Below are 22,628 nucleotides of genomic sequence, written 5' to 3'. Positions count from 1 at the left end.
AATGCCGATCGGAGGCTCCTCTCCGCTGGTCCGCCCGGGTGCGCCCGGGCGGACCGGCGGGGAGGACACCACACGACAGGCGGGCCACGGCGCCACCGGCGCGGGCGCCCGGCGGGCGGCGCGCTCGGAGCGTCTCGCACCGTACGTCCTGGTGGCCCCGGCCGTACTGATCATCCTGGGGCTGCGGCTGTACCCGCTGATCCTCGGCGTCAACTTCTCCTTCACCGGCGACGGCGACCGCAACGGGACGACGGTCGGGTTCGACAACTACCTGGAACTGTTCGACGACCCGCTGTTCCGCACCGCGCTGGGCAACGTGGGGCTGCTCGTGCTGCTGCTGCCCGTGGCGGTGGCGATCCCGGGCCTGCTCGCGACGTTCATCTACCTGCGGGTCCCCGGGCACCGGGTGTTCCGCAGCGTCTACTTCTTCCCCGCCGTGCTCTCACCGGTGATCGTCGGGTCGATCTTCAACCTGATGCTCGCCTTCGACGGCCCGCTGAACACCGTGCTCGGCACGATCGGCATCGGCCCGGTCGACTGGCTCGGCGACCCGGACGTGACCATGTTCACCGTGGTCGGCGTGCACGTGTGGGCGACGTTCGGGATGGCGCTGGTGGTCTTCCTCGCCGGGTTCTCGACCCTCGACGCCTCGCTGCTGGACGCCGCGCGGGTCGACGGCGCGTCACTCGCCCGGACCATCTGGCACGTCGTCATCCCGAGCCTGTCCCGCACCATCGCGTTCGTGCTCGTGACGACCATGATCGGCATGCTGACGTCCATGTTCGGCCTGCTGTACGTCATGACCAGCGGCGGCCCGGAGGGGTCGACGTACCTGCCGGAGTACTACATCTGGATCCAGCAGGGACAGATGAACCGCCCGGCGCTGGCCTCCGCCGCGTCGACGGTTCTCTTCCTCATCATGCTCGTGGTGGGGCTGGCGCAGGTCGGCCTGCTCCGCCGCGCGGGAAGGCAGGACTGATGCGCGGCAGGCGCCTGAGCGGATGGGTGGCCGCCGTTCCGATGGCGGCCCTCGCGCTGGCCACCGTCTACCCCCTGGTGTTCACCGCCAACGTCGCCCTGAAGACCCGGCGCGAGTACGTCCTCGACCGCTTCGCCCCCCTGAACTCCCCGCACTGGGAGAACATCGGCACGGCGTGGTCCGAGGCCGGCATGGCGCGGTACTTCGTCAACTCGCTCCTCGTGGTGACGGTCTCGGTGGCCCTGCTGCTGCTGCTCGGGTCGATGGCGGGTTTCGCGCTGAGCCGGCTGCGGTTCCGCGGCTCCAGGGTGATCTTCCTGGGCTGTCTCGCGGCGCTGTTCGTGCCGTTCCAGGTGATCATGGTGCCGCTCGCCCGGGTCATGGCGGACACCGGCCTCATCGACACCTATCCGGGACTGATCCTCGCCTACGTCGCGCAGTGGCTCCCGTTCACCGTCTTCCTGATGACCAGCCACTACACGACGATCCCGATGGAGATCGTCGACGCGGCGCGGATCGACGGCAACACCGTCTACGGCGTCTACCGGCGGATCATGATCCCGCTCGGCAGGCCGGCGCTGTTGTCGGTCGGCATCCTCGACACCCTGTTCTGCTGGAACGACGTGCTGATCGCCCTGCTGACGATGAACTCGGCCGACCACCGCACCCTCATGGTCGGGGTCACCTCGCTGCGCGGACAGTACTCCGACGACATCCCCACCTTCGCCTCCGGAGTCCTGATCGCCGCCGTCCCGGTCCTGATGATCTATCTGTTCCTCCAGCGCCAGATCGCCGACGGCGTGACCGCTGGTTCCACGAAGGGCTGACATGCGGATTTCGGGGTATCGCACGCTCAAGACGGTCCAGGACTGGGGCCGCCCGGTCGGTGACGCCAACGGCGTCTACGCCGACGGGGTCGTACCGGTCCAGATCGTCATGGTGGACACCGACGAGGGGATCACCGGGGTCGGCATCGGGCCGCACGTGGAGATCGACACGGTGTTCGCCGCCGTCGAGGGCGAGGATCCGCGCGCCGTCACGGCGCTCTACGACCGCATGCTGCGGCACACCTTCAAGGCGGGTCACGCCGGCGTCGTGTTCGGGACCATCGGCGCGATCGACACCGCGTTGTGGGACATCAAGGCGCAGGCGGCCGGCGAACCGCTCTGGCGCCTGCTGGGGGGACGCGACCGGCGGGTCCCGGCGTACGCCTCGGGCCTGGACATCGGCCTGACCGACGACGAGCTCGTCGCGGCCTACAAGGAGTACGCCGGGTACGGCCTGCGCGCCGCCAAGATCAAGGGCGGCCTCGACGTCGAACGGGACCTGCGCCGGCTGAAGCTGGTGCGCGACGTCCTGACCGAGGCCGGGCAGGGAGCGCGGCCGGGCCTGATGCTCGACGTGAACGAGGCCTGGACGCGCAAGCAGGCCGTCCGGCACGTCGGCGAGATCGAAGACGTCCTGGACCTCACCTGGATCGAGGAGCCCGTACGGCGCTGGGACGCCGAGGGCATGGCCGCCGTCGGCCGCGGGATCCGGGCCTCGGTCGCCGCCGGGGAGAACCTCAGCGGGCTCGAACAGTTCCGTCCGCTGCTCGCGGCGGGGGCCGTCGACATCGTCCAGACGGCCGCCGTGTGGGGCGTCACCCACTTCCTCAGGGTGTCGGCCCTCGCGCACGCCCACGACCTGCCGGTCAGCCCGATCGGCAACACGCCGGTCGGGCTGCTGCACGCCGCCACGTCGGTGCCGAACCACCTGGTCAGCGAGCTGCAGGACCTGCGGCCGCCGCTCGGCGTGTCCGCCGACATGCACATCGAGGACGGCGCGTTCGTCCTCGGAGACGCGCCGGGCCACGGCCTCACGGTCGACGAGAGCGCGATCGGCGCGTTCACCCGGCGGGCGAGCGCGGCCACGGCCGACAGCCCCAACGTCCGGCCGGAGCACGCCGGGCGGCGTCTGCTCCCCGTGCCCGACCACGGCCACCGGCCGCACCAGCTCACCTCTTCAAGCGACCGGGCGGCGAGGTAACCCGCCCCCGAGGTACCCCGCACCGAGGTAACCCGCTCCGAGTAATCCGTATCGCTCGGCGCTCGCCGTCCCTGCGCACTCCGTGCCGGAAGAAAGGAAGAACCATGCGTCCGTCACCCGAGCCGCAAAGACGACCACAGGGAAGAACATCGGCCGCGGCATCCGCCGCCTTACTCGTGACCGCCGGACTGCTCGCCGCGCCCGGCCCCGCCCAGGCGGAGGCCCAGGCCACCGAGACGATCGTGGTGGCGCCCACCGGAGCCACGAACGCCGACGACAACAACAAGGGCAGCAAGGTGCGGCCGCTGGCCACCCTGGGAGAGGCACAACGGCGGGCCCGGGCCGCCGCGGCCGAGGGAACGCGCGACGTCACGGTCGAACTCCTCGACGGGACCTACCGGCTGACCTCGCCGCTGCGTTTCGACGCCGCCGACTCCGGCCGGAACGGGCACACCGTCACCTGGAAGGCCGCGCGCGGGGCCACGCCCGTGCTGAGCGGCGCCACGCCCGTCACCGGCTGGGAGGTCGACGACGAGGCCACCGGCGTCTACCGGGCCCAGGTCGGCACCGGGTTCGACACCAGGCAGCTCTACGTGGACGGGAAGCCCGCGCAGCGCGCACGGATCAGCGTGGCACGGTCCGACATCACCCTGACCCCCACCGGCTTCACCATCAAGAACCCCGATCTCGCCTACCTCGCCACGCTTCCCGACCAGAAGCGCATCGACTTCCAGGCGATGCTGTCGTTCACCAACCGGTTCGCGCCGGTGGAGAGCATCTCCGGCTCCACGGTCGTGATGCAGCAGCCGGCCTGGGACAACAACACGTACGGGTACGACGCCATCCAGGCCCCGTTCCGGACACCGAAGTTCTTCCTGCTCAATTCGCGGAAGTTCCTGGACGAGCCCGGCGAGTGGTATCTGGACTCGACGGCTGGAACGCTCTACTACAAACCCCTCCCCGGCCAGGACATCTCCAGCGCGCGGGTCGAGCTTCCCCGCCTGGAGTCGCTGGTCCAGGTCGGCGGCACCTACGACGCGCCGGCCCACGACCTCCGGTTCGAGGGCCTGACCTTCACCGGCACCACGTGGCTGCACCCCAGCACCTCCGACGGCTACGCGAACCAGCAGACCGGCGCCTTCATCAGCGGCGTCCAGCCCCATCGGCCGCCGGACGCGTTCACCTCGTGCGCCTCGGGCTGCAAGGGCTTCGAGGGCTCCCGCAACGGCTGGGCGCAGGCGGCCGCGGCGGTGCAGGTGTCGGCCGCGGAGGACGTCGCCTTCGTGGACAGCTCCTTCGTGAACCTCGGTTCCGTCGGGCTCGGCATCGGCAACGACGCCGACGCCCACGCCACCGGCGTGGGGCTCGGCGCGCACCGGGTGTCGGTCGTGGGGAGCACGTTCACCGCGAGCGCCGGCGGCGGCATCGTGGTCGGCGGCATCCGACCGGACGCGCACCACCCGTCCGATCCCCGCATGGTCAACAGCGACATCCTGCTGCGTGACAACCGCGTCTACGCGACCGCGCTCGAATACCTGGACCAGGACGCGATCTTCGCCAGCTACGTCACGCGGCTGGCGATCGAGCACAACTACGTCTCCGACATGCCGTACACCGGCATCGGCGTCGGCTACGGCTGGGGCGCCAACGACCCGGGAGGCAGCCCCGAGTACATCAACCGCGGGCTGTACGACTTCCAGCCGCTCTACGACACGCCGACGACCCTGAGCGACGTCCGCGTGGTGGGCAACCACGTCCGCAAGGTCGTGCAGACCATGTTCGACGCCGGCTGCATCTACACGCTCTCGGCGATGCCGCGCAGCGTCATCGACGAGAACTACTGCGAGAGCAGCGGGCAGCTCGGCCTGTACTTCGACGAGGGCTCCCGCTACGTGAGCGCGAACCGCAACGTCTTCGTCGGCACCGCCGCGCAGTGGGCGCACGCCAACAACCAGAACGGCAACCACACCGGCGATCTCACCCTCACCGGCAACTACTCCACCAACCCCGCGATCACCGGCATCGTCAACGGCCAGCGCGGCAACGTCACCAGGGACAACGTGACCATCACCGCCGGCGGCATCCCCGTCGAGGCCGCCCGGATCATCTACCAGGCGGGTCCCACCGGGGACTACCGCGGCGCGCCCGACCCGCAGCGGCCTCCGGTCGGCGTCTCCCTCACGGCGGACCCCGCCAGCGTGAGCGCCGGGGGGTCCTCGACCGTCACCGTCACGGCCGGGAACGTGAGCGACATCCGGGTCACCGACCTGACCGTCTCGATCACCGTGCCCGAGGGCTGGCGGGCCGAACGCATCGGCAGGCCGGTGAAGCGCGCGTTCCCCGCCGACGCCTCGGCCACCGAGACATGGAAGATCACCGCACCCGAGTCGTTCACGACACCGGTCAGCCGCGCGGCCGTCAAGGCGGCGGTGAGCTTCACCGCCGCCAAGACCGGGATCGGCTACACGCTGGACAGGTCGCTGACCCTGACCGCGCTCAACCCGCTCACCTCCCTGAAGTCGCACGGCTCGGTGCCGAGCCGGTTCGCGGAGGCCGGGTCGGAGTACGCCATTCTCACCACCGGGACCGACATCTGGCAGGACGCCGCCGGGTCGTTCGACGAGTACGGCGCGCTCTACCGGGACGACGCGGCCGGGAGCGCGTCCACCGTGACCGCGCAGGTCACCCAGATGGACAACACCAACGCCTGGGCCAAGGCGGGGGTCGTCCTCCGCAACGACGTCACCGGCACGGGCTCGTCTCCCGGATACGCCGTCATGGTGGTCACCCCCGGGAACGGGGTCGCCTTCCAGTGGGACTCCAACGGCAACGGCTACCTCGACTCGTTCAGCGGGGCCTCGGGGATCAAGGCGCCCGCGTGGGTCCGCCTCGTCCGCTCCGGCGACCAGGTCAGCGGTTACTACTCCACGAACGGCACCACCTGGACCAAGGTCGGCCCGACCGTGACCCTGCCCGGTATCGCCGACCGGCAGGACGCGGGACTGATCGCCACGTCCCACGCGGCGGGCGTGACGGGGCAGTTCGGCTTCGCCGACTTCGGCGTGAGCTGATCCGGGCGCCGTACGGGCCCGCCTGAGCCCGGACGGCGACGGAACACGGAACGGGACACGACACCGGAACACGGCGTCGGGGGCCGGCCGCGACGGCGGCCGGCCCTTGACCGTTCGCCATGCGAGCGCTAACAATCGCCGGGCGACACACTCCTGCGATCAAGGAGAAGCCCGTGCTCAAGGCACAGCTGACCATCGATCCCGCCCAGCGGGTGGCTCCGGTGCGGCGCCGTACGTTCGGCACGTTCGTCGAGCACCTCGGCCGCTGCGTCTACACCGGGATCTACGAGCCCGGCCACCCCACCGCCGACGCGGACGGATTCCGCGGCGACGTGCTCGCGCTCACCCGTGAGCTGGGCGTGACCACCGTCCGCTATCCCGGCGGCAACTTCGTCTCCGGCTACCGCTGGGAGGACGGCGTGGGCCCGCGTGAGCGGCGCCCCCGGCGGCTCGACCTGGCCTGGCACAGCACGGAGACCAACGAGATCGGGGTCGACGAGTTCGTCCGGTGGTCCCGCCTGGCCGGCCTGGAGCCGATGATGGCGGTGAACCTCGGCACGCGCGGCGTCCTGGAAGCCGTCGACCTGCTCGAATACTGCAACATCCCGTCCGGGACGACGCTCTCGGACCTGCGGGTGGCGGGCGGCGCCAAGGAACCGCACGACATCCGCATCTGGTGCCTGGGCAATGAGATGGACGGCCCCTGGCAGATCGGGCACAAGACCGCCCGCGAGTACGGCAGGCTCGCCGCGGAGACGGCCCGGGCCATGCGCATGGTCGACCCCGGACTCGAACTGGTGGCGTGCGGCAGTTCCGGCTCCTCGATGCCGACGTTCGGGTCCTGGGAGACGACCGTCCTCGAGGAGACCTACGACCTGGTGGACCACATCTCCTGCCACGCCTACTACGAGGAGAAGGACGGCGACCTCGGCGGCTTCCTGGCCTGCGCGACCGACATGGAGCACTTCATCTCCACGGTCGTCTCGATCGCCGACCAGGTGGGGGCGCGGCTCGGCTCCGGCAAGAAGATCTCCGTGTCGTTCGACGAGTGGAACATCTGGTACCTCAGCAGGCACCAGTCGGCCCCTCCCCCACCGGACTGGCCGGTCGCGCCGCCGCTGCTGGAGGACCACTACCACCTCGCCGACGCCGTGGCGTTCGGCGGCCTGCTCGTCACGCTGCTGCGGCACAGCGACCGGGTCGCGGCGGCCTGCCTGGCCCAGCTCGTCAACGTGATCGCGCCGATCATGACCGAGCCGGGCGGCCGGGCCTGGCGGCAGACGACCTTCCACCCGTTCGCCCAGGCCGCGCGGTACGCCTCGGGCGACGTCCTGCTCACCGAGCCGGTCGGGCCGTCGTACGAGACCGGCGAGTTCGGGCAGGTCCCGGTGCTCCACGCGGTCGCCACCCACGACGACCGGTTCACCACGGTGTTCGCGGTGAACAGGTCGGTGACCGAGCCCCTGGAGCTGGAGCTCGACACGCGGGCGCTCGGCGCCGTGCGGATCGCCGAGGCCACGACGCTCGCCCACGAGGACGTGTACGCCCGCAACACGGCCGACGACCCCGAGCGGGTGGCGCCCCGCCCCAACACCTCCCACCGGAGCGATCCCCCGCGGATCGTGCTGCCGCCGGTCTCCTGGAACGTGATCAGGCTGGCGAGGACCTGACCGGCGGGGCGGTGCTGTCGCGGACCACCAGTTCGTTCGCGAGGTCGATGCGGCTCGTGGCCACCTCCCCGCCACGGGCCAGGTCGAGCAGCATCTGGGTGGCGACCACCGCCATGTCGGACAGCGGCTGGTTCACCGTGGTCAGGGCGGGCTCGACCCAGGCGGCGGCCGGCACGTCGTCGTACCCGACCACGGACAGCTCGCCGGGGACGTCGAGGCCGAGCCGCCGCGCGGCCCGCAGCACGCCGAGCGCCTGGAGGTCCGACCCGGCGAAGATCGCGGTCGGGCGGGCGGCGCCCGACAGGAGGTCCATGCCGTGCTCGAAACCGGCGTCGACGTAGAAGTTCCCGTACCGCACCAGGGCGGGGTCGACGGCCAGCCCGGCCTCGTCGTGGGCGACCCGGAAGCCGGCGACCCGCGCCCTGCTGCACAGCACGTCCTTCGGCCCCGAGACGACCGCGATCCGGCGGTGGCCGAGCTCCAGGAGATGGCGGGTGGCGAGCAGGCCGCCGTTCCAGTTGTTGGAGCCCACCGTGGGCACGGACGCGGGCGTCACGCTGTCGGTGTCGACGACGACGAACGGGATCCGCTGCCGCCGCAGCCTCCGCTGCTGCGACTGCGACGGGCCGCACAGGACGAACAGCACCCCGAGCGGACGGCGGTCGAGCAGGCCGTCGAGCCACTCCTCCGGCAGCCGGTGCGCTCCCCCCAGCTGCGAGAGGGCGACCTCGATCCTCGCGGGGGCGGCGACGGAGTCCACGCCCCGGATGATCTCCATCGACCAGACGGAGTTCAGCTGGTGGAAGACGAGGTCGATCTGGCCCTTGAGCGGCCGCCGTCTCACGCGGGGGCGGTACTCGTGCCGCGCCAGGCACGCCTCGACGCGTTCCCGGGTGGCCGGCGCGACGTCGGGGCGGCCGTTGAGGACCTTGGACACCGTGGTCACCGAGACACCGGTCTCCTCGGCGATGGACGCGATCGTCGCGCGGCGGGGGCCCTGGGCGGAGGTAGGGCTGGTCATCGGTCCACTCGTCGTTTCCGTGGGCTGGTAGTTTCCGAAAATTTCGTGAAACTCTACCAGCGCGAGGGCCTTCGATAAGCCGAGACCAGCGTGATCGCGGAGCGAGCGGACCACCCTTGACTTCCCTCTTGACGCCTCTTGTCCAGGGGTTTATATTTCCGCAATATTAATCCACATTATCGAAACTTTCGGTCATATCGCCCGGCGTCTTCCGTTCGCGGCGTGCTGACGCGGCGGCGTGGTGGCGACGCGGCGGCGTGGTGGCGACGCGGCGGCGCCGCCACCGGAGATGGCACCGGAGGCACGAGGATGAGCACCACCAAGGCGATCGACGGGTCACCGGACACCGGTGACCCCCGGCGGGCGGGCCCCGGCCCGGCCCGCACGGAACGCCCTCCGGGCCGCACCTGGCGTCAGGCGCTGCGCCGGGACTGGCAGCTGTACTCGCTGGCGATCCTCCCGCTGCTGTTCTTCCTGGTGTTCCGGTACCTGCCGATGATCGGCAACGTGATCGCCTTCCGGAAGTTCCGGCCCGGCGGCGGCATACTGGGTGAGGAGTGGGTGGGCCTGCGCTACGTGCGCATGTTCCTGGACGACCCCTCGTTCTGGCACGTGTTCACCAACACGGTGATCCTCGGCGCGCTGACCCTGCTGTTCTGCTTCCCGATGCCGATCGTGCTGGCCCTGCTGCTCAACGAACTGCGCGGCCGGCGGATCAAGCGGTTCGTCCAGTCGGTGTCCTACCTGCCGCACTTCGTGTCGATGGTGGTAGTGGCCGGTCTCGTCATGGAACTGCTGTCGGTGGACGGGCCGGTGAACCAGGTGCTGCGGGCACTGGGCGACGACCCGATCGCGTTCATGCAGGAGGCGGGCTGGTTCCGGACGATCTACGTCTCCTCGGAGATGTGGCAGACCGTCGGCTGGGGGACGATCATCTATCTCGCCGCGCTCACGACGATCGACGACCAGCTGTACGAGGCGGCCCGGATCGACGGCGCGAGCCGGTGGCGGCAGATCTGGCACGTGGCCCTTCCCGGCATCCGGCCGACCGCGGTCACCCTGCTGATCCTCAACATCGGCACGTTCATGGCGGTCGGCTTCGAGAAGGTCCTGCTGCTCTACAACCCGTTGACGTATCCGACCGCCGACGTGATCTCGACGTACCTGTACCGCATGGGCATCATCTCCAACAGCTTCAGCTACGCCGCGGCGATCGGCCTCTTCGAGGCCCTCATCGGGCTCGCCCTGGTGCTGTCGGCGAACCTGATCTCGCGCCGGACCGTGGGGACGAGCCTGTGGTGACCGTGGACCGGACCCCGGGCCGTCAGGTGTTCCGGGTGGTCAACGCCGTCGTCCTCACCGGCGTCGTGCTGGTGACCCTGTATCCCTTCGTCAACATCGTCGCGCGGTCGCTGAGCGACGAGTTCGCGATCCGGGCCGGCAAGGTGAACCTCCTCCCAGTCGGGTTCACCTTCCATACGTACGGGTTCGTGGCGTCCGACCCGACGTTCTGGACGAACTACCGCAACACGGTGGTCTACACGGTCGTCGCCACGGCCATCGCGATGATCATGACGACCTGCTACGCGTACGTGCTGTCGAAGAGGCACCTGAAGGGCCGCACGTTCCTGATCGGGGTCGCGGTCTTCACCATGTTCTTCTCCGGCGGGCTCATCCCCAACTACGTGCTGATCTCCGGCCTCGGGATGAAGGACACCATCTGGGCCATCGTGCTGCCGAACGCGATCAGCGTCTTCAACCTCCTGGTGATGAAGACGTTCTTCGAGGGCATCCCGGCGGAGCTGGAGGAGGCCGCCGCGATCGACGGCATGAGCACGTACGGCATCCTGCTGCGGATCGTGCTGCCGCTGTCGAAGGCGGTCATCGCCACGATGGTGCTGTTCTACGCCGTCTCGTTCTGGAACTCGTGGTTTCCCGCCTTCCTCTACATGACGCAGAGCGACCTGTTCCCGGTGACCGTCTACCTGCGCAACCTCACCGCGGGGGCCACCACGGGGACGTCCGTCGGCGCCGACGCCACCGACATGACCGTCGCCACCAACATCAAGGCGGTGACGATGGTCCTCACCGTCCTCCCGATCCTGACGATCTACCCCTTCGTCCAGCGGTACTTCGTCAAGGGAGTCATGCTCGGCGCGGTGAAGGGATAGCCGCGCCGAACTCCGCACTCAGGCAGCCCCGCTCCCCCAGGGAAAGGACCCCCCTCTCATGCACAAGATCAACCGGCGTCAGGCGATGGTCGCCATGGGTGCGTTCGCCGCGCTCGCCGGCTGCGGCAGCGGTGACGAGACCGGCGGCAAGAAGAGCGGTGAGGCCCTCTCGGCGAACCGGGACGGCGCGATGGCCGACTACGCCGCCGGCAAGCAGTTCAAGGCCGCCGCGCCGCTGACGTTCACCATCCTCTACAACAACCACCCGTTCTATCCGCTGCAGAAGGACTGGTTGTTCTGGTCCGAGCTCACCAAGCGGACGAACGTGACGCTCCAGCCGAACGTGGTGCCGCTCAGCGACTACGAGAACAAGCGCAGCCTGATCATCGGGGCGGGCGACGCACCCATGATCATCCCCAAGACCTACCCGGGCCAGGAGGTTCCCTTCGTCGCCTCCGGCGCGGTCCTGCCGGTCAGCGACTACATCGACCTGATGCCGAACTTCAAGGACAAGGTCGCCAAGTGGAACCTGCAGCCCGACCTGGACACCCTCCGGCAGTCGGACGGCCGCTTCTACCTGCTTCCCGGCCTCCACGAGGACTACTGGGTGGAGTACACGCTGGAGGTCCGCGCCGACGTCCTCGAGAAGCTCGGGATTGAGACCCCGCAGACCTGGGACGACGTGCACGCCATGCTGAAGGCGATGAAGGAGGAGCACCCCGACTCCTATCCCTACTCCGACCGGTGGTCCGTGCCCACCCCGGGCGGCGCCATGCTGAACCAGGTCTTCGGCCTGGGCTGCGGGGCCCGCGGCGGCTGGGGCTTCAACACCGGCCTGACCTGGGATCCGGCCGCCGGGAAGTGGGCCTACACGGGCGCGATGCCGCAGTACAGGCAGATGCTGGAGTTCATCCACACGCTGGTGCAGGAGAAGCTGCTCGACCCGGAGAGCTTCACGCAGACCGACGACCAGGCGATCCAGAAGCTGGCGTCCGGCAAGTCCTTCGTGATCAGCGGCAACGCCCAGACCCTCGTCAACGAGTATCGCCCGCCGCTGAAGAAGGCGAATCCGAAGGCCCGGCTGGTCAAGATCCCGGTGCCCGTCGGGCCGCTCGGGCCCATCAAGGCCGACTCCAACGACACCCGGCTGGAGAACGGCATCATGATCTCCGCGAAGGCCAAGGACAGCAAGAACTTCGTGGCGATGATGCAGTTCATCGACTGGCTCTGGTACTCCGACGAGGGCCAGGTGTTCGCCAAGTGGGGCGTCGAGGGGGTCACCCACACCAGGGACGCCTCCGGCTTCCACCTCGCGAAGGACGTCGACTTCGTCGGGCTCAACCCCGGGGCGCCCAAGCACCTGCAGAAGGACTTCGGCTTCTCCAACGGCGTGTTCGCGTACGGCGGGAGCACCGAACTGCTCCAGTCGGTCTTCTCGGAGGAGGAGATCGAGTGGCAGAAGGCCATGAACGCCCGGAAGGCGCTGCCGCCGAAGCCTCCGGCCCCCCTCAACGACGAGGAGCGTGAGCAGGCCGCGCTGTGGCAGACCCCGCTGAAGGACCACGCCACGCAGAACTCGCTCGAGTTCATCCTCGGCAAGCGCGACTTCTCCGAGTGGGACGCGTACGTGCAGGAGCTGGAGGCCAAGAACATGTCCGCCTACGTGAACCTGGCGAACAGCGCCTACGAGCGGTACAAGAAGGAGCACGGCTGACCGTCGCGCCGGTAGGCGCGCTCGACCCCGCGGCGGCCCGATCGACCAGGAGACTCCCCCATGACCGACACGACGACGACGTCAGGGGCGGCGACGTCCGCGGCGACGACGGAGGCGGCACGGCGGTTCGGCACCGGCCCGCTCTCGCGGGCCGCCGCGCTGGTCTACACCCTGCTCGTGGTCGAACTGCTGCTGCTGACCGCCTGCCTGCCCGGCCTGGCGGGGCTCGTCCTGCTCGGCCTGTTCGGGCGTGACGCGACCAACCTGCCGCTGGCCGCGGCCTGCCTGCTCCCGGCCGGCCCGGCGCTGTCGGCCGCGCTGTACGCGCTGCACCGCCGCCGCCCGGATCTGGCGGACCTGCGTCCGGCGGCGGCGTTCCTGCGCGGCTACGCGATGAACGTCCGCGGCGCGCTCAAGGTGTGGGTCCCGGCACTGGCGTTGCTGACCGTCGTCGCGGTCGTCCTCGCGAACTTCCCCGCCGCCGGGGTGCCGGACTGGTGGACGGTGCCACTCGTCGTCATCGGGGTGGTGACGGTGGTGTGGACCGCGAACGCGCTGGTGATCACCTCTCTCTTCGCGTTCCGGGGGCGGGACGTCGCCCGCCTGGCCGTCTACTTCCTGTTCCGGACGCCCCGGGTGGCGCTGGGCGGCGCGGGACTCCTCGTCGCGGCGGCCGGCCTCACGCTGGTCGCCACCGAGGCGGCGACGGCGGCGCTGGCCTCGGTGTTCGCGGCGCTGCTGCTGCTGAACAGCCGGCCGATGACCGCCGAGGTGCGCGACAGGTTCACCGCGTGACCCTCCCGCGACGACCGGCACGCCCGTCCGAAGGGAGTCCCGTGACCTCTTCCGGCCCGCCCGGCACCCCCGGTTCGCGCGGCGTCCACCCGGCGTGGCTGCCGGACGAGGCGTTCCGGCCGATCGGCTCGCGCCGCACGCTCCTGTGCGGCGGCGGACCGCTCGCCGGGACCGTGCACGAGGAGGTGGCGTCGGCCTGCGCCCGGTACGGCGGCAGCGTCCGGCGGCGGGCGGAGGGCCCGGACGAGGCCCCGGAGGCCGGCCCGCACGGCGGCGCGGACGGCGGCGCGGACGAGGGCGGGCCGTACGACCTCGTGCTCGCGCTCACCACGGCCGGGCCCCTGCCCGCCGTCGCCGAGACGGCCCTGGCCGGGTTCCGGCGCGGGCCCTCGCCGGGTGACGGCCCGGCGGTCGGCCCGGACATCGGCCCGGTGATCGGCACGACCGGCGGGGACGAGGGCATCGGGGACGAGGGCTACGTCGTCGCCCGGCACGACGGTGTCACGGTGGTGCTCGCCGATTCGGCGACCGGCCTGCTCTACGGCCTGTTCCATCTGGTGCGGCTCGGCGACGAGGCGTTCGGCGCCGCGCGGCCGGCCGAGCACCACCGGCCCGCGGCCCGGCTGCGCATGCTCGACCACTGGGACAACGTGGACGTGCACCCGGTGATGGGCCAGGTCGAGCGCGGCTACGCGGGCGGGTCGATCTTCTGGCGCGACGGCGCGTTGCGCGACGACCTGACGCGGGTCCGCGCCTACGGGCGGCTGCTGGCCGCCTGCGGGGTGAACGCGGTCACGGTGAACAACGTGAACGTGCACGCCACGGAGACCCGCCTGCTCACCGAGCGTCTCCGCGACGTCGCCGCGATCGCGGACCGGCTGCGTCCCTACGGCGTACGGGTACACCTGTCGGTGAACTTCGCCGCGCCGGTCGCCCTCGGCGGGACGGCGACCGCCGACCCGCTCGACGAGGACGTGCGGGCGTGGTGGGCCGCCGTCACCGCGCGGGTGTACGAGACGATCCCCGACTTCGGCGGCTACGTGGTCAAGGCCGACTCCGAGGGGCAGCCGGGGCCCCACGCGTACGGACGTGACCACGCCGACGGCGCGAACCTGCTAGCCGAGGCGCTGGCGCCGTTCGGCGGGGTCGTCCACTGGCGCGCCTTCGTCTACAACCACCGGCAGGACTGGCGCGACAGGTCGACCGACCGGGCCCGCGCGGCGTACGACCACTTCACCCCGCTCGACGGGCGCTTCCGCGACAACGTGATCCTCCAGGTGAAGCACGGCCCGATCGACTTCCAGGTGCGCGAGCCGGTCTCGCCGGTGATCGCGGCGATGCCCCGCACCCGGGTCGCGGTGGAGCTTCAGGTGACGCAGGAGTACACCGGCCAGCAGCGGCACGTCTGCTACCTCGCGCCGATGTGGAGCGAGGTGCTCGGCTTCCGCCCGTGGGGCCCCACCGGGCCAGGCGTGGCCCACGTGGTGGCCGGTGACGTCGCCGATGGCGCGGCCGGCGGAGGGCTGGTGGGGGTCTCCAACGTCGGCGACGACCCCTACTGGACCGGCCACCCGCTCGCCCAGGCCAACCTGTACGCCTTCGGCCGGCTCGCCTGGGCGCCGTCCTCCGACCCGGCCGCGATCCTCGACGAGTGGATCGGCCTCACGTTCCCGGCGGCGGGCGGGAACGACGCGACCGGCGGGGACGACGGGCGGCTGCGGGAGGCGCTGCACGAGATCATGGACGACTCGTGCGGCACGTACGAGCGGTACACCGTGCCGCTCGGCGTGGGGTTCATGGTCCGCCCCGGCCACCACTACGGCCCGGACGTGGACGGGTACGAGTACACGCCGTGGGGCACCTACCACTTCGCCGACCGCGACGGCGTGGGCGTCGACCGCACCCGCGCCACCGGCACGGGGTTCACGGGCCAGTATCCGCCGCCGTGGTCGGAGGTCTACGAGTCGCTCGCGCGGTGCCCCGACGAACTGCTGCTGTTCTTCCACCACGTCCCGTACGGGCACGTGCTGCACGACGGGACCACCGTCATCCAGCACATCTACGACACGCATTTCGCCGGCGTCGAGGAGGTGGACCGGGCGCGGCTGCGCTGGGCGGAGCTCGCCGGGCTGGTGCCCGACGCCCCGCACGCCCGCGTAAGCGAGTTGTTCGCGGAGCAGCTCCGCTGCGCCGAGGAGTGGCGCGACCAGGTCAACGCGTACTTCCTCCGCAAGTCGGGCGTGCCCGACGCCCGAGGCCGCCGCATCCCCTGAGCATTCCCGAGCCCCTCCCCGAACGCCGGACCTTCCGGACGCCGGGGCTTGCGATCGCGACAGGCGCCGCAATCACCCTTCGTGACGCCACCGTGACGGCGGCGCCGACGCCGGGGCGTCCGTCCAGTCCACCCGCAAGATCGGCCCAAGTCAACGCGTTCCGGACAGGATTAAGGCCAAAGGTCAGATGTTCTCGAGGGTCAAGGGGGCAAGATGGCGGGTTTTCGGGCGTTTTGATAACAACCATTGACCCATACATCAAATCTTTGTAGCTTTGCGCTCACCCCCTACACCGCCTCGTCACAGTGCCGGTCCCGCCGAGCCCGTCTGCCCCCGCCACCGCCGGGATCAGGCGTATCGGCGTGCGCCGGACCGTCGGCAAGGCCGGAGCGCGTTTGGAGAACCGATGCCAGACCTGACGCGAAGGCAATTGATGAAGATCGGCACGGTCGGAGCAGGAGCTCTGATGCTGCCGATGCAGTGGACAGCGGTCGCCCGCGCCGGATCGTTGGCACCCCCGGAGGTACGCGCCGCCAACGACATGGCCCTGTGGTACGACCGGGGCGCCGGCACGGACTGGCTCCGCGCCCTTCCGATCGGCAACGGGCGCCTCGGCGCCATGGTGTTCGGCAACGTCGACGTCGAGCGGCTCCAGCTCAACGAGGACACCGTCTGGGGCGGCGGACCGTACGACCAGAGCAACCCCAAGGGCGCGGCGGCGCTGCCGGAGATCCAGCGCCTGGTCTTCGCGGACCAGTGGAGCCAGGCCCAGACCCTGATCGACCAGAACATGCTGGGCAAGCCCGCGGGCCAGCTCGCCTACCAGACGGTCGGCAACATCAGGCTGACCTTCCCCAGCACCAGCGGGTTCACGGAGTACAACCGCCAGCTCGACCTCACCACCGCCGTCACGTCCGTCAACTACCTGCTGAACGGCGTGCGGTACAAGCGCGAGGTCTTCGCCAGCGCGCCCGACCAGGTCATCGTCATCCGCCTGACCGCGGACAAGCCGGGCTCGATCACGTTCAGCGCGACCTTCGACACCCCCCAGCGCACGACGACCCGCACCAGCCCGGACAGCACCACGGTGGCGCTCGACGGCGTCTCGGGCACCTTCGAGGGCATCCCCGGCCAGGTCAAGTTCCTGGCCCTGGCCAAGGTCGTCGCCGAGGGCGGCGCCGTCACCAGCACCGGCGGAACGCTCCAAGTCGCCGCCGCGGACAGCGTGACGCTGCTGATCTCCATCGGCACCAGCTACGTGAGCTACAAGGACGTCAACGGCGACTACCAGGGCATCGCCCGGCAGCACCTCGAGGCCGCCCAGCAGACGCCGTACGACCAGCTGCGCAGCCGGCACGTCGCCGACTACCAGGGCCTGTTCAAGCGGACGACGCTCGAACTGGACCGCACCGACGCGGCCGACCAGCCGACCGACGTCCGGATCGCCCAGCACGGAGCCGTCGACGACCCGCAGTTCTCCGCGCTGCTGTTCCAGTTCGGCCGCTACCTGCTGATCAGCTGCTCGCGGCCCGGGACGCAACCGGCCAACCTGCAGGGCATCTGGAACGACTCGCTGAGCCCGCAGTGGGACTCGAAGTACACCATCAACGCCAACCTGCCGATGAACTACTGGCCCGCCGACACGACGAACCTGTCGGAGTGCTACGAGCCGGTGTTCTCCATGATCAAGGACCTCACCGAGACCGGCGCCCGCACCGCCGAGGTGCAGTACGGAGCCGGCGGCTGGGTCACCCACCACAACACCGACGCGTGGCGGGCGACCTCGGTCGTCGACGGCGCGCTCTGGGGCATGTGGCAGACCGGCGGCGCGTGGCTGTCCACCATGATCTGGGAGCACTACCTCTTCACCGGCGACGTCGAGTTCCTGCGGAAGAACTACCCGGCGATGAAGGGCTCGGCGCAGTTCTTCCTCGACACCCTCGTCGAGGAGCCGAAGCTCGGGTATCTGGTCACGAACCCGTCGAACTCGCCCGAGCTGCCGCACCACCCGAACGTCAGCGTCGCCGCCGGCCCGACCATGGACAACCAGATCCTGCGTGACCTGTTCACCGGCTGCGCCGAGGCCAGCGAGGTGCTCGGCGTGGACGCGAGCTTCCGGGACCAGGTCCTGGCCGCCCGGGACCGGCTCCCTCCGATGAAGATCGGTTCGCGCGGCAACATCCAGGAGTGGCTGTACGACTGGATCGAGACCGAGCGGAACCACCGGCACGTCTCGCACCTGTACGGCCTGCACCCCAGCCACCAGATCACCAAGCGCGGCACTCCGGAGCTCTACACCGCGGCGCGGCGGACGCTCGAACTGCGCGGCGACGACGGCACCGGCTGGTCCCTGGCCTGGAAGATCAACTACTGGGCCCGGCTGGAGGAGGGCAAGCGGGCGCACGACCTGGTCCGCCTCCTCGTGACGCCGGCCCGGCTCGCGCCGAACATGTTCGACCTGCACCCGCCGTTCCAGATCGACGGCAACTTCGGCGCCACGTCCGGCATCGCCGAGATGCTGCTGCAGAGCCACGCCGGCGAGCTGCACCTGCTGCCCGCGCTGCCGCCCGCCTGGGCGAACGGGCGGGTCAAGGGCCTGCGGGGCCGCGGCGGCCACACCGTCAGCGTGGAGTGGAGCGAGGGCCAGGCCGACGACTACCGCGTCAGGCCGGACCGCGAGGGCGTGGTCAAGCTGCGCGGCGACATCTTCGCGGGCCGCTTCAAGCTCCTCGACACCACCGGCGGCGGCACGGCCCAGTACAAGAGGGTCGAGCCCGACGCCATCGAGATCAACGCGCAGGCCCGCCACACGTACCAGGCGGTCGCTCTGCAGAAGATCACGATGACCGCGCCCGTCGAGGTGAGCCCGGGACAGGGAGGAAAGGTCAAGGTCACCGTCAAGGCGGTCGACATGCCGATCGCGCCCGGTGCGACCGTGGCACTCCAGGCGCCGGAAGGGTGGACCGTCACCCCCGCGCAGGCCGAGGTGGGGCCCCTGGCGCCGTACGCGAAGGCCACCGTGCAGTTCACCGTCACGCCCGCCGCCGGCGCGGCGAGCGGCACCGCGGTCCTCACCGCGGTGGTGAGCGGCACCCAGGCGGGCGAGGACTGGACCGCGTCCACGCAGGCCACGGTGCGGGTGTGGAGCGGCGGCGAGAAGCCGCTGGAGGAGCTGTTCAGCAACGTCGGCATCACCGACGACAACAACACCGCTCCCGGAGGCTTCGACGGCACCGGAGGAGCCAGCATCTCCGCGCAGGCGCTGGCGTCGGTCGGGGTCACCCCCGGGTCCACCGTCGCCAAGAACGGGGTGAACTTCAAGTGGCCCAACGTCCCGGTGGGCACCCCTGACAACGCCATCGCCTCGGGACAGTCCCTAAAGATCACCGGCACCGGCAAGACGCTCGGCTTCCTGCTGACCGGGACCTACGGCGCGGTGTCCGGACCGGCCACCATCGTCTACAAGGACGGCACGAGGCAGACCTTCACCCTCAGCTCGCCCGACTGGTACGGCGCGCCGAGGCCCGAGGGCGACGCGGCCGTCGTGGCCCCCTACCAGAACCGGCCGAACAACCAGCGGCAGAACACCGCCGCGACCATCTACTACGTCGGCGTGCCGCTGCAGAACAAGGAGATCTCCCGCGTCGACCTGCCCAACATCAGCGCACGGGCGGCGACCAACGTCGCGACCATGCACATCTTCGCCGTGGCCATCGGCGGCTGATCCCGCCCCGGTCACCGGTCACCGTCACCACCCGGAGGCCGCGGCACGGCTCACCAGCCGTGCCGCGGCCTCCGGCCGTGTTCCCGTACTATTTCCGCCCGCCCGGCAGGCTTGTCAGCGCCTCCAGCAGCCGGTCCACGTCCGAGCGGTCGTTGTAGTGGACGAGACCGGCGCGTACGGCGGAGCCCCGGTCGCGGATGCCGAGGGCCAGGGCCGGCTCCCAGGCGTAGCAGTGCCCGTCCCACACGTTGACGCGGCGGGCGGCCAGATGCTCGGCGACCTCACGGGGAGTGTGTCCGTCCACCGTGAAGTAGGCCGTGGCGGTGCGGCGCCGGGGTGACCCGATCAGCGTCACCCCGGGCAGGGACGACAACCCCTCCAGCAGATGCGCCAGCCCGGCCTGCTCATGGGCCTCGACCGCCGCCATGGAGACGCGCAGCCGCTGCCGGCGGGTGCCGGTGGCCTCCGGGTCCAGGCCGGCGAGGTGGTCGACCGCGGCGGCGACCCCCGCGAGGTCGGCGAAGGGCGCCGTCCCCGTCTCGAACCGGTCGGGCACGTCGTCCGGAGCGGAGGCGAGCTTGTCGGGCCGCAGGCGCTCCAGCAGGTCCGGACGCGCCACGACGGCCCCGACGTGCGGGCCCGACCACTTGTACGCGCTGGTCGCGTAGAAGTCGGCGCCCAGCGCGACCATGTCGACCGGCGTGTGCGGGGTGGCGTGCACGCCGTCCACGTACGTCAGGGCCCCGGCGGCGTGCGCCAGGTCGGCGATCCTCCGCACTTCGGGGATGGTCCCCAGGATGTTGCTCGCCGCGGTCACCGCCACCAGCCTCGTCCGTTCGCCGACGAGCTCGCCGTACTGGTCCGCGGGCAGTTCACCGCTCGGCACCTCGATCGACGCCCAGCGGACCCGGGCGCCGGCGCGCTCGGCCGCCTGCGCCCAGGGCCGGACGTTCGCGTCGTGGTCCAGCCGGGAAAGCACGATCTCGTCCCCCGGGCCCCACTCCTTGGACAGGGCGTACGCGAACCGGTAGGTGAGGGTGGTCATGTTCGGGCCGAGGACGACGCCGCCGGGATCGCCGCCGACGAGGTCGGCGACGGCCCGCCGGGCCTCGGCGACGATGGCGTCGGATCGCGCGCTGGCCGCGAACGCCCCGTGCGTGTTGCCGATGCCGGCCGAGTAGGCCGCCACGATGGCGTCGATCACGGGCTGGGGCACCTGGGTGCCCGCCGCCGCGTCGAGCCAGGCGGAGCCGTCGGACAGGGCGGGATAGAGGGCACGGACGCGTCCGATGTCGAAGCTCATGACTCCTCAGTCTCGCGGCACCGTCAGCCGGAGAAAAGAGCTGATTTCGGTCATACAACCTGAAATCACCTTCGACGCTGCACCCTCAAGATGAGTGCGCGGGACCGCTGTGGTGGAATGCCCGGCAAGACCCAATAGAAGCCCAGGCGGGCGAAAGGGGATTCTCGTTGTGAGTGATGCCGAGACAGGTGGAATGTCGTTCCGGGCGAGGGTACGCGGCTGCCTGCTCGGCGGGGCGATCGGCGACGCCCTCGGCGCGCCCGTCGAGTTCGACCCTCTGGCGGTCATCCAGCGCGACCACGGCAGCGCGGGCCTGGTCGACTTCACCCCCGACTGGCGGGGCAAGGTCGGGCTGATCACCGACGACACCCAGATGACGTTGTTCACCGCCGAAGGGCTGATCCGCGCCGACGTCCGCGTACGCGAGAGAGGCATCGGCAGCGAGACCGACGTCGTCCGCAACGCCTACCTGCGCTGGCTCGACACCCAGGAGCACCGCTCCCCGCCGCCGGCGGACGGTCTCGTCCGCACCGGCCGGCTTCGCGAGCAGGCCTGGCTGTACTCCCGTCGCGCGCCCGGAAACGCCTGTCTGTCCGGACTGCGCGTCGCGCCCGGTCCGGCCGCCGCTCCCGGCGAACCCGGGCCGGTCAATCCCCGGTCGAAGGGCTGCGGCACGGTGATGCGCTCGGCGCCGTTCGGGCTGGCCGCCCGCGACCCGTACGCGGCCTTCGATCTCGCGGCCAGATGCGCCCAGATCACGCACGGGCACCCGACCGGCTACCTGGCGGCGGGGGCCTTCGCGGCGATCGTCTTCTTCCTGGTCGAGGGCAGGCCGCCGATGGAGGCCGTACACCACACCCTCGAAATCCTGCGGGACAAGCCCGCGCACGAGGAGACCACCACCGCCCTCCAGGCCGCGGTCGCCCTGGCGGACGCGGCGAAGCCGTCACCCGAGACGGTGGAGTCGCTCGGCGGCGCCTGGGTGGCCGAGGAGGCGCTCGCCATCGGCGTCTACTGCGCCCTGGTGAGCGACGACGACGTGGAGCGGGGGCTGCTGCTCGCGGTCAACCACTCCGGCGACAGCGACTCCACCGGCTCCGTCTGCGGCAACCTGCTCGGCGCCCGGCACGGCGAGGCGGCCCTTCCCGAGCGGTGGCTGTCCCGGCTCGAAGGCCGGGAGGTCATCACCGAGCTCGCCGACGACTTCGCGGACCAGTTCGGCGGCCAGTCCGGTGGAGGCCGCGCGGCGTCCGGCAAGTACCCCGGCTGCTGACCGGCTTTCGGCCGGTGGCCGCTGAGGTGATCGTCGCCGACGCACGTGTGCCGGCGGCTGTCACTCCAATTCAATGCTTGTTTCCCTGGCGACGTTGCCGAGACGGAGATAAGTTCGTGAGGGATGAACTTATCTTCTCCACTCTGGCGAACATATCGGGCAACCCGAAATGAATCGCCGGTTGGATGTCCGGAGAGTGCGGTTGCCGAGGCTATAGGACGATGTCTACCTTTGACATCGAATGCGAAGCGGGGGCGAGGGGCAGGCGGAACGGGGGACGGCGTGGCGGAAGAGATGGTGCCCAACCCTCGCCACGCGCAATTGGTGGAGCTCCTCAGGGAAGTGCAGAGCCGCGCTCACGAGGTCGGGCAGGCATATCACGGCATTTATGCCGCGATGCAGTCAGCCAAAGTCTGGACAGGACCGACCGCCGCGAAATGGACAGGCGAGGTGGCGGATCGGCATCACCGCCTGGCCCAGCTCGTACGGCAGATGACCCACGCGATCGAGGACGAACTGCACCGGCATCCGGCGATGGTGACCCGCTCCCAGGCCGAGCTCATCCGGCACCGGCTGACCGGGCGCCCCTGAACGCTGTGACCGCCC

The 22,628-nt window shown here is 70.5% G+C and carries 15 protein-coding genes; 13 read left to right on the top strand and 2 right to left on the bottom strand.

The window, feature by feature from the left end; translation table 11 throughout:
• Position 1: 1 nt before the first annotated feature.
• From HHX37_RS11215 to HHX37_RS11195, 5 genes are all read left to right on the top strand, one after another.
• Entirely contained in the window at positions 2-979 is a 978-nt protein-coding gene (locus HHX37_RS11215) for a carbohydrate ABC transporter permease (RefSeq protein WP_182885344.1), read from the top strand.
• The gene (locus HHX37_RS11210; protein ID WP_182885343.1) at positions 979-1,806 is read left to right on the top strand and encodes a carbohydrate ABC transporter permease; all 828 of its coding nucleotides are present in this window, start codon (positions 979-981) and stop codon (positions 1,804-1,806) included. The genes HHX37_RS11215 and HHX37_RS11210 overlap by 1 nt, the downstream gene beginning before the upstream one ends.
• Before the next feature lies 1 nt (position 1,807).
• Positions 1,808-3,007: a mandelate racemase/muconate lactonizing enzyme family protein gene (locus HHX37_RS11205; RefSeq protein ID WP_182878106.1), complete on the top strand. Its 1,200-nt coding sequence runs from the start codon at positions 1,808-1,810 to the stop codon at positions 3,005-3,007.
• Between the two features lie 176 nt (positions 3,008-3,183).
• Entirely contained in the window at positions 3,184-6,078 is a 2,895-nt protein-coding gene (locus tag HHX37_RS37690; protein ID WP_182885342.1) for an NEW3 domain-containing protein, read from the top strand.
• Between the two features lie 173 nt (positions 6,079-6,251).
• Entirely contained in the window at positions 6,252-7,748 is a 1,497-nt protein-coding gene (locus HHX37_RS11195) for an alpha-N-arabinofuranosidase (protein ID WP_182885341.1), read from the top strand.
• Here HHX37_RS11195 and HHX37_RS11190 read toward each other — a convergent pair.
• A complete protein-coding gene (locus HHX37_RS11190; RefSeq protein WP_182885340.1) occupies positions 7,729-8,769 on the bottom strand; it encodes a LacI family DNA-binding transcriptional regulator in 1,041 nt (346 codons plus the stop codon). The two genes, HHX37_RS11195 and HHX37_RS11190, sit on opposite strands and share 20 nt — an antisense overlap.
• Positions 8,770-9,078: 309 nt before the next feature.
• On the opposite strand from HHX37_RS11190, the gene HHX37_RS11185 reads away from it, so the two are divergent.
• The 6 genes from HHX37_RS11185 to HHX37_RS11160 all read left to right on the top strand — a co-directional run bounded on the left by HHX37_RS11185 (position 9,079) and on the right by HHX37_RS11160 (position 19,446).
• On the top strand, positions 9,079-10,071 hold the full coding sequence (locus HHX37_RS11185) for an ABC transporter permease (protein ID WP_111702022.1): 993 nt from the start codon (positions 9,079-9,081) through the stop codon (positions 10,069-10,071).
• Entirely contained in the window at positions 10,068-10,940 is an 873-nt protein-coding gene (locus HHX37_RS11180) for a carbohydrate ABC transporter permease (protein WP_310740335.1), read from the top strand. Before HHX37_RS11185 ends, HHX37_RS11180 begins: the two co-directional genes overlap by 4 nt.
• Positions 10,941-10,998: 58 nt before the next feature.
• Positions 10,999-12,654: an extracellular solute-binding protein gene (locus HHX37_RS11175; protein WP_182878112.1), complete on the top strand. Its 1,656-nt coding sequence runs from the start codon at positions 10,999-11,001 to the stop codon at positions 12,652-12,654.
• A 60-nt stretch (positions 12,655-12,714) separates the two neighbouring features.
• Positions 12,715-13,449, top strand: coding sequence for a hypothetical protein (locus HHX37_RS11170; RefSeq protein WP_182885338.1), 735 nt, complete (start codon positions 12,715-12,717; stop codon positions 13,447-13,449).
• Between the two features lie 41 nt (positions 13,450-13,490).
• Positions 13,491-15,722, top strand: coding sequence for an alpha-glucuronidase (locus HHX37_RS11165; RefSeq protein ID WP_182885337.1), 2,232 nt, complete (start codon positions 13,491-13,493; stop codon positions 15,720-15,722).
• Between the two features lie 466 nt (positions 15,723-16,188).
• On the top strand, positions 16,189-19,446 hold the full coding sequence (locus HHX37_RS11160; RefSeq protein WP_259406345.1) for a glycosyl hydrolase family 95 catalytic domain-containing protein: 3,258 nt from the start codon (positions 16,189-16,191) through the stop codon (positions 19,444-19,446).
• 88 nt (positions 19,447-19,534) lie between these two features.
• Here the strand turns inward: HHX37_RS11160 and HHX37_RS11155 are convergent, their stop codons facing one another.
• A complete protein-coding gene (locus HHX37_RS11155; RefSeq protein WP_182885336.1) occupies positions 19,535-20,749 on the bottom strand; it encodes a cysteine desulfurase-like protein in 1,215 nt (404 codons plus the stop codon).
• Positions 20,750-20,918: 169 nt separating this feature from the next.
• Here HHX37_RS11155 and HHX37_RS11150 point away from each other — a divergent pair, with 169 nt between their 5' ends.
• Together HHX37_RS11150 and HHX37_RS11145 are read left to right on the top strand one after the other, a co-directional pair.
• On the top strand, positions 20,919-22,022 hold the full coding sequence (locus HHX37_RS11150; RefSeq protein ID WP_310740333.1) for an ADP-ribosylglycohydrolase family protein: 1,104 nt from the start codon (positions 20,919-20,921) through the stop codon (positions 22,020-22,022).
• Between the two features lie 450 nt (positions 22,023-22,472).
• Positions 22,473-22,613 carry a hypothetical protein gene (locus tag HHX37_RS11145; protein WP_182882245.1) on the top strand — a complete coding sequence of 47 codons (141 nt, stop codon included), beginning with the start codon at positions 22,473-22,475 and terminating at the stop codon, positions 22,611-22,613.
• The last annotated feature ends 15 nt before the right edge of the window (positions 22,614-22,628 follow it).

The sequence above is a fragment of the Microbispora sp. H10885 genome, from assembly GCF_014161415.1.
GTDB classification, from domain to species: Bacteria; Actinomycetota; Actinomycetes; order Streptosporangiales; family Streptosporangiaceae; genus Microbispora; species Microbispora triticiradicis.
The sequence above is the reverse complement of the archived record's forward strand: the minus strand, read 5'-3'. Positions and strand labels throughout refer to the sequence as shown.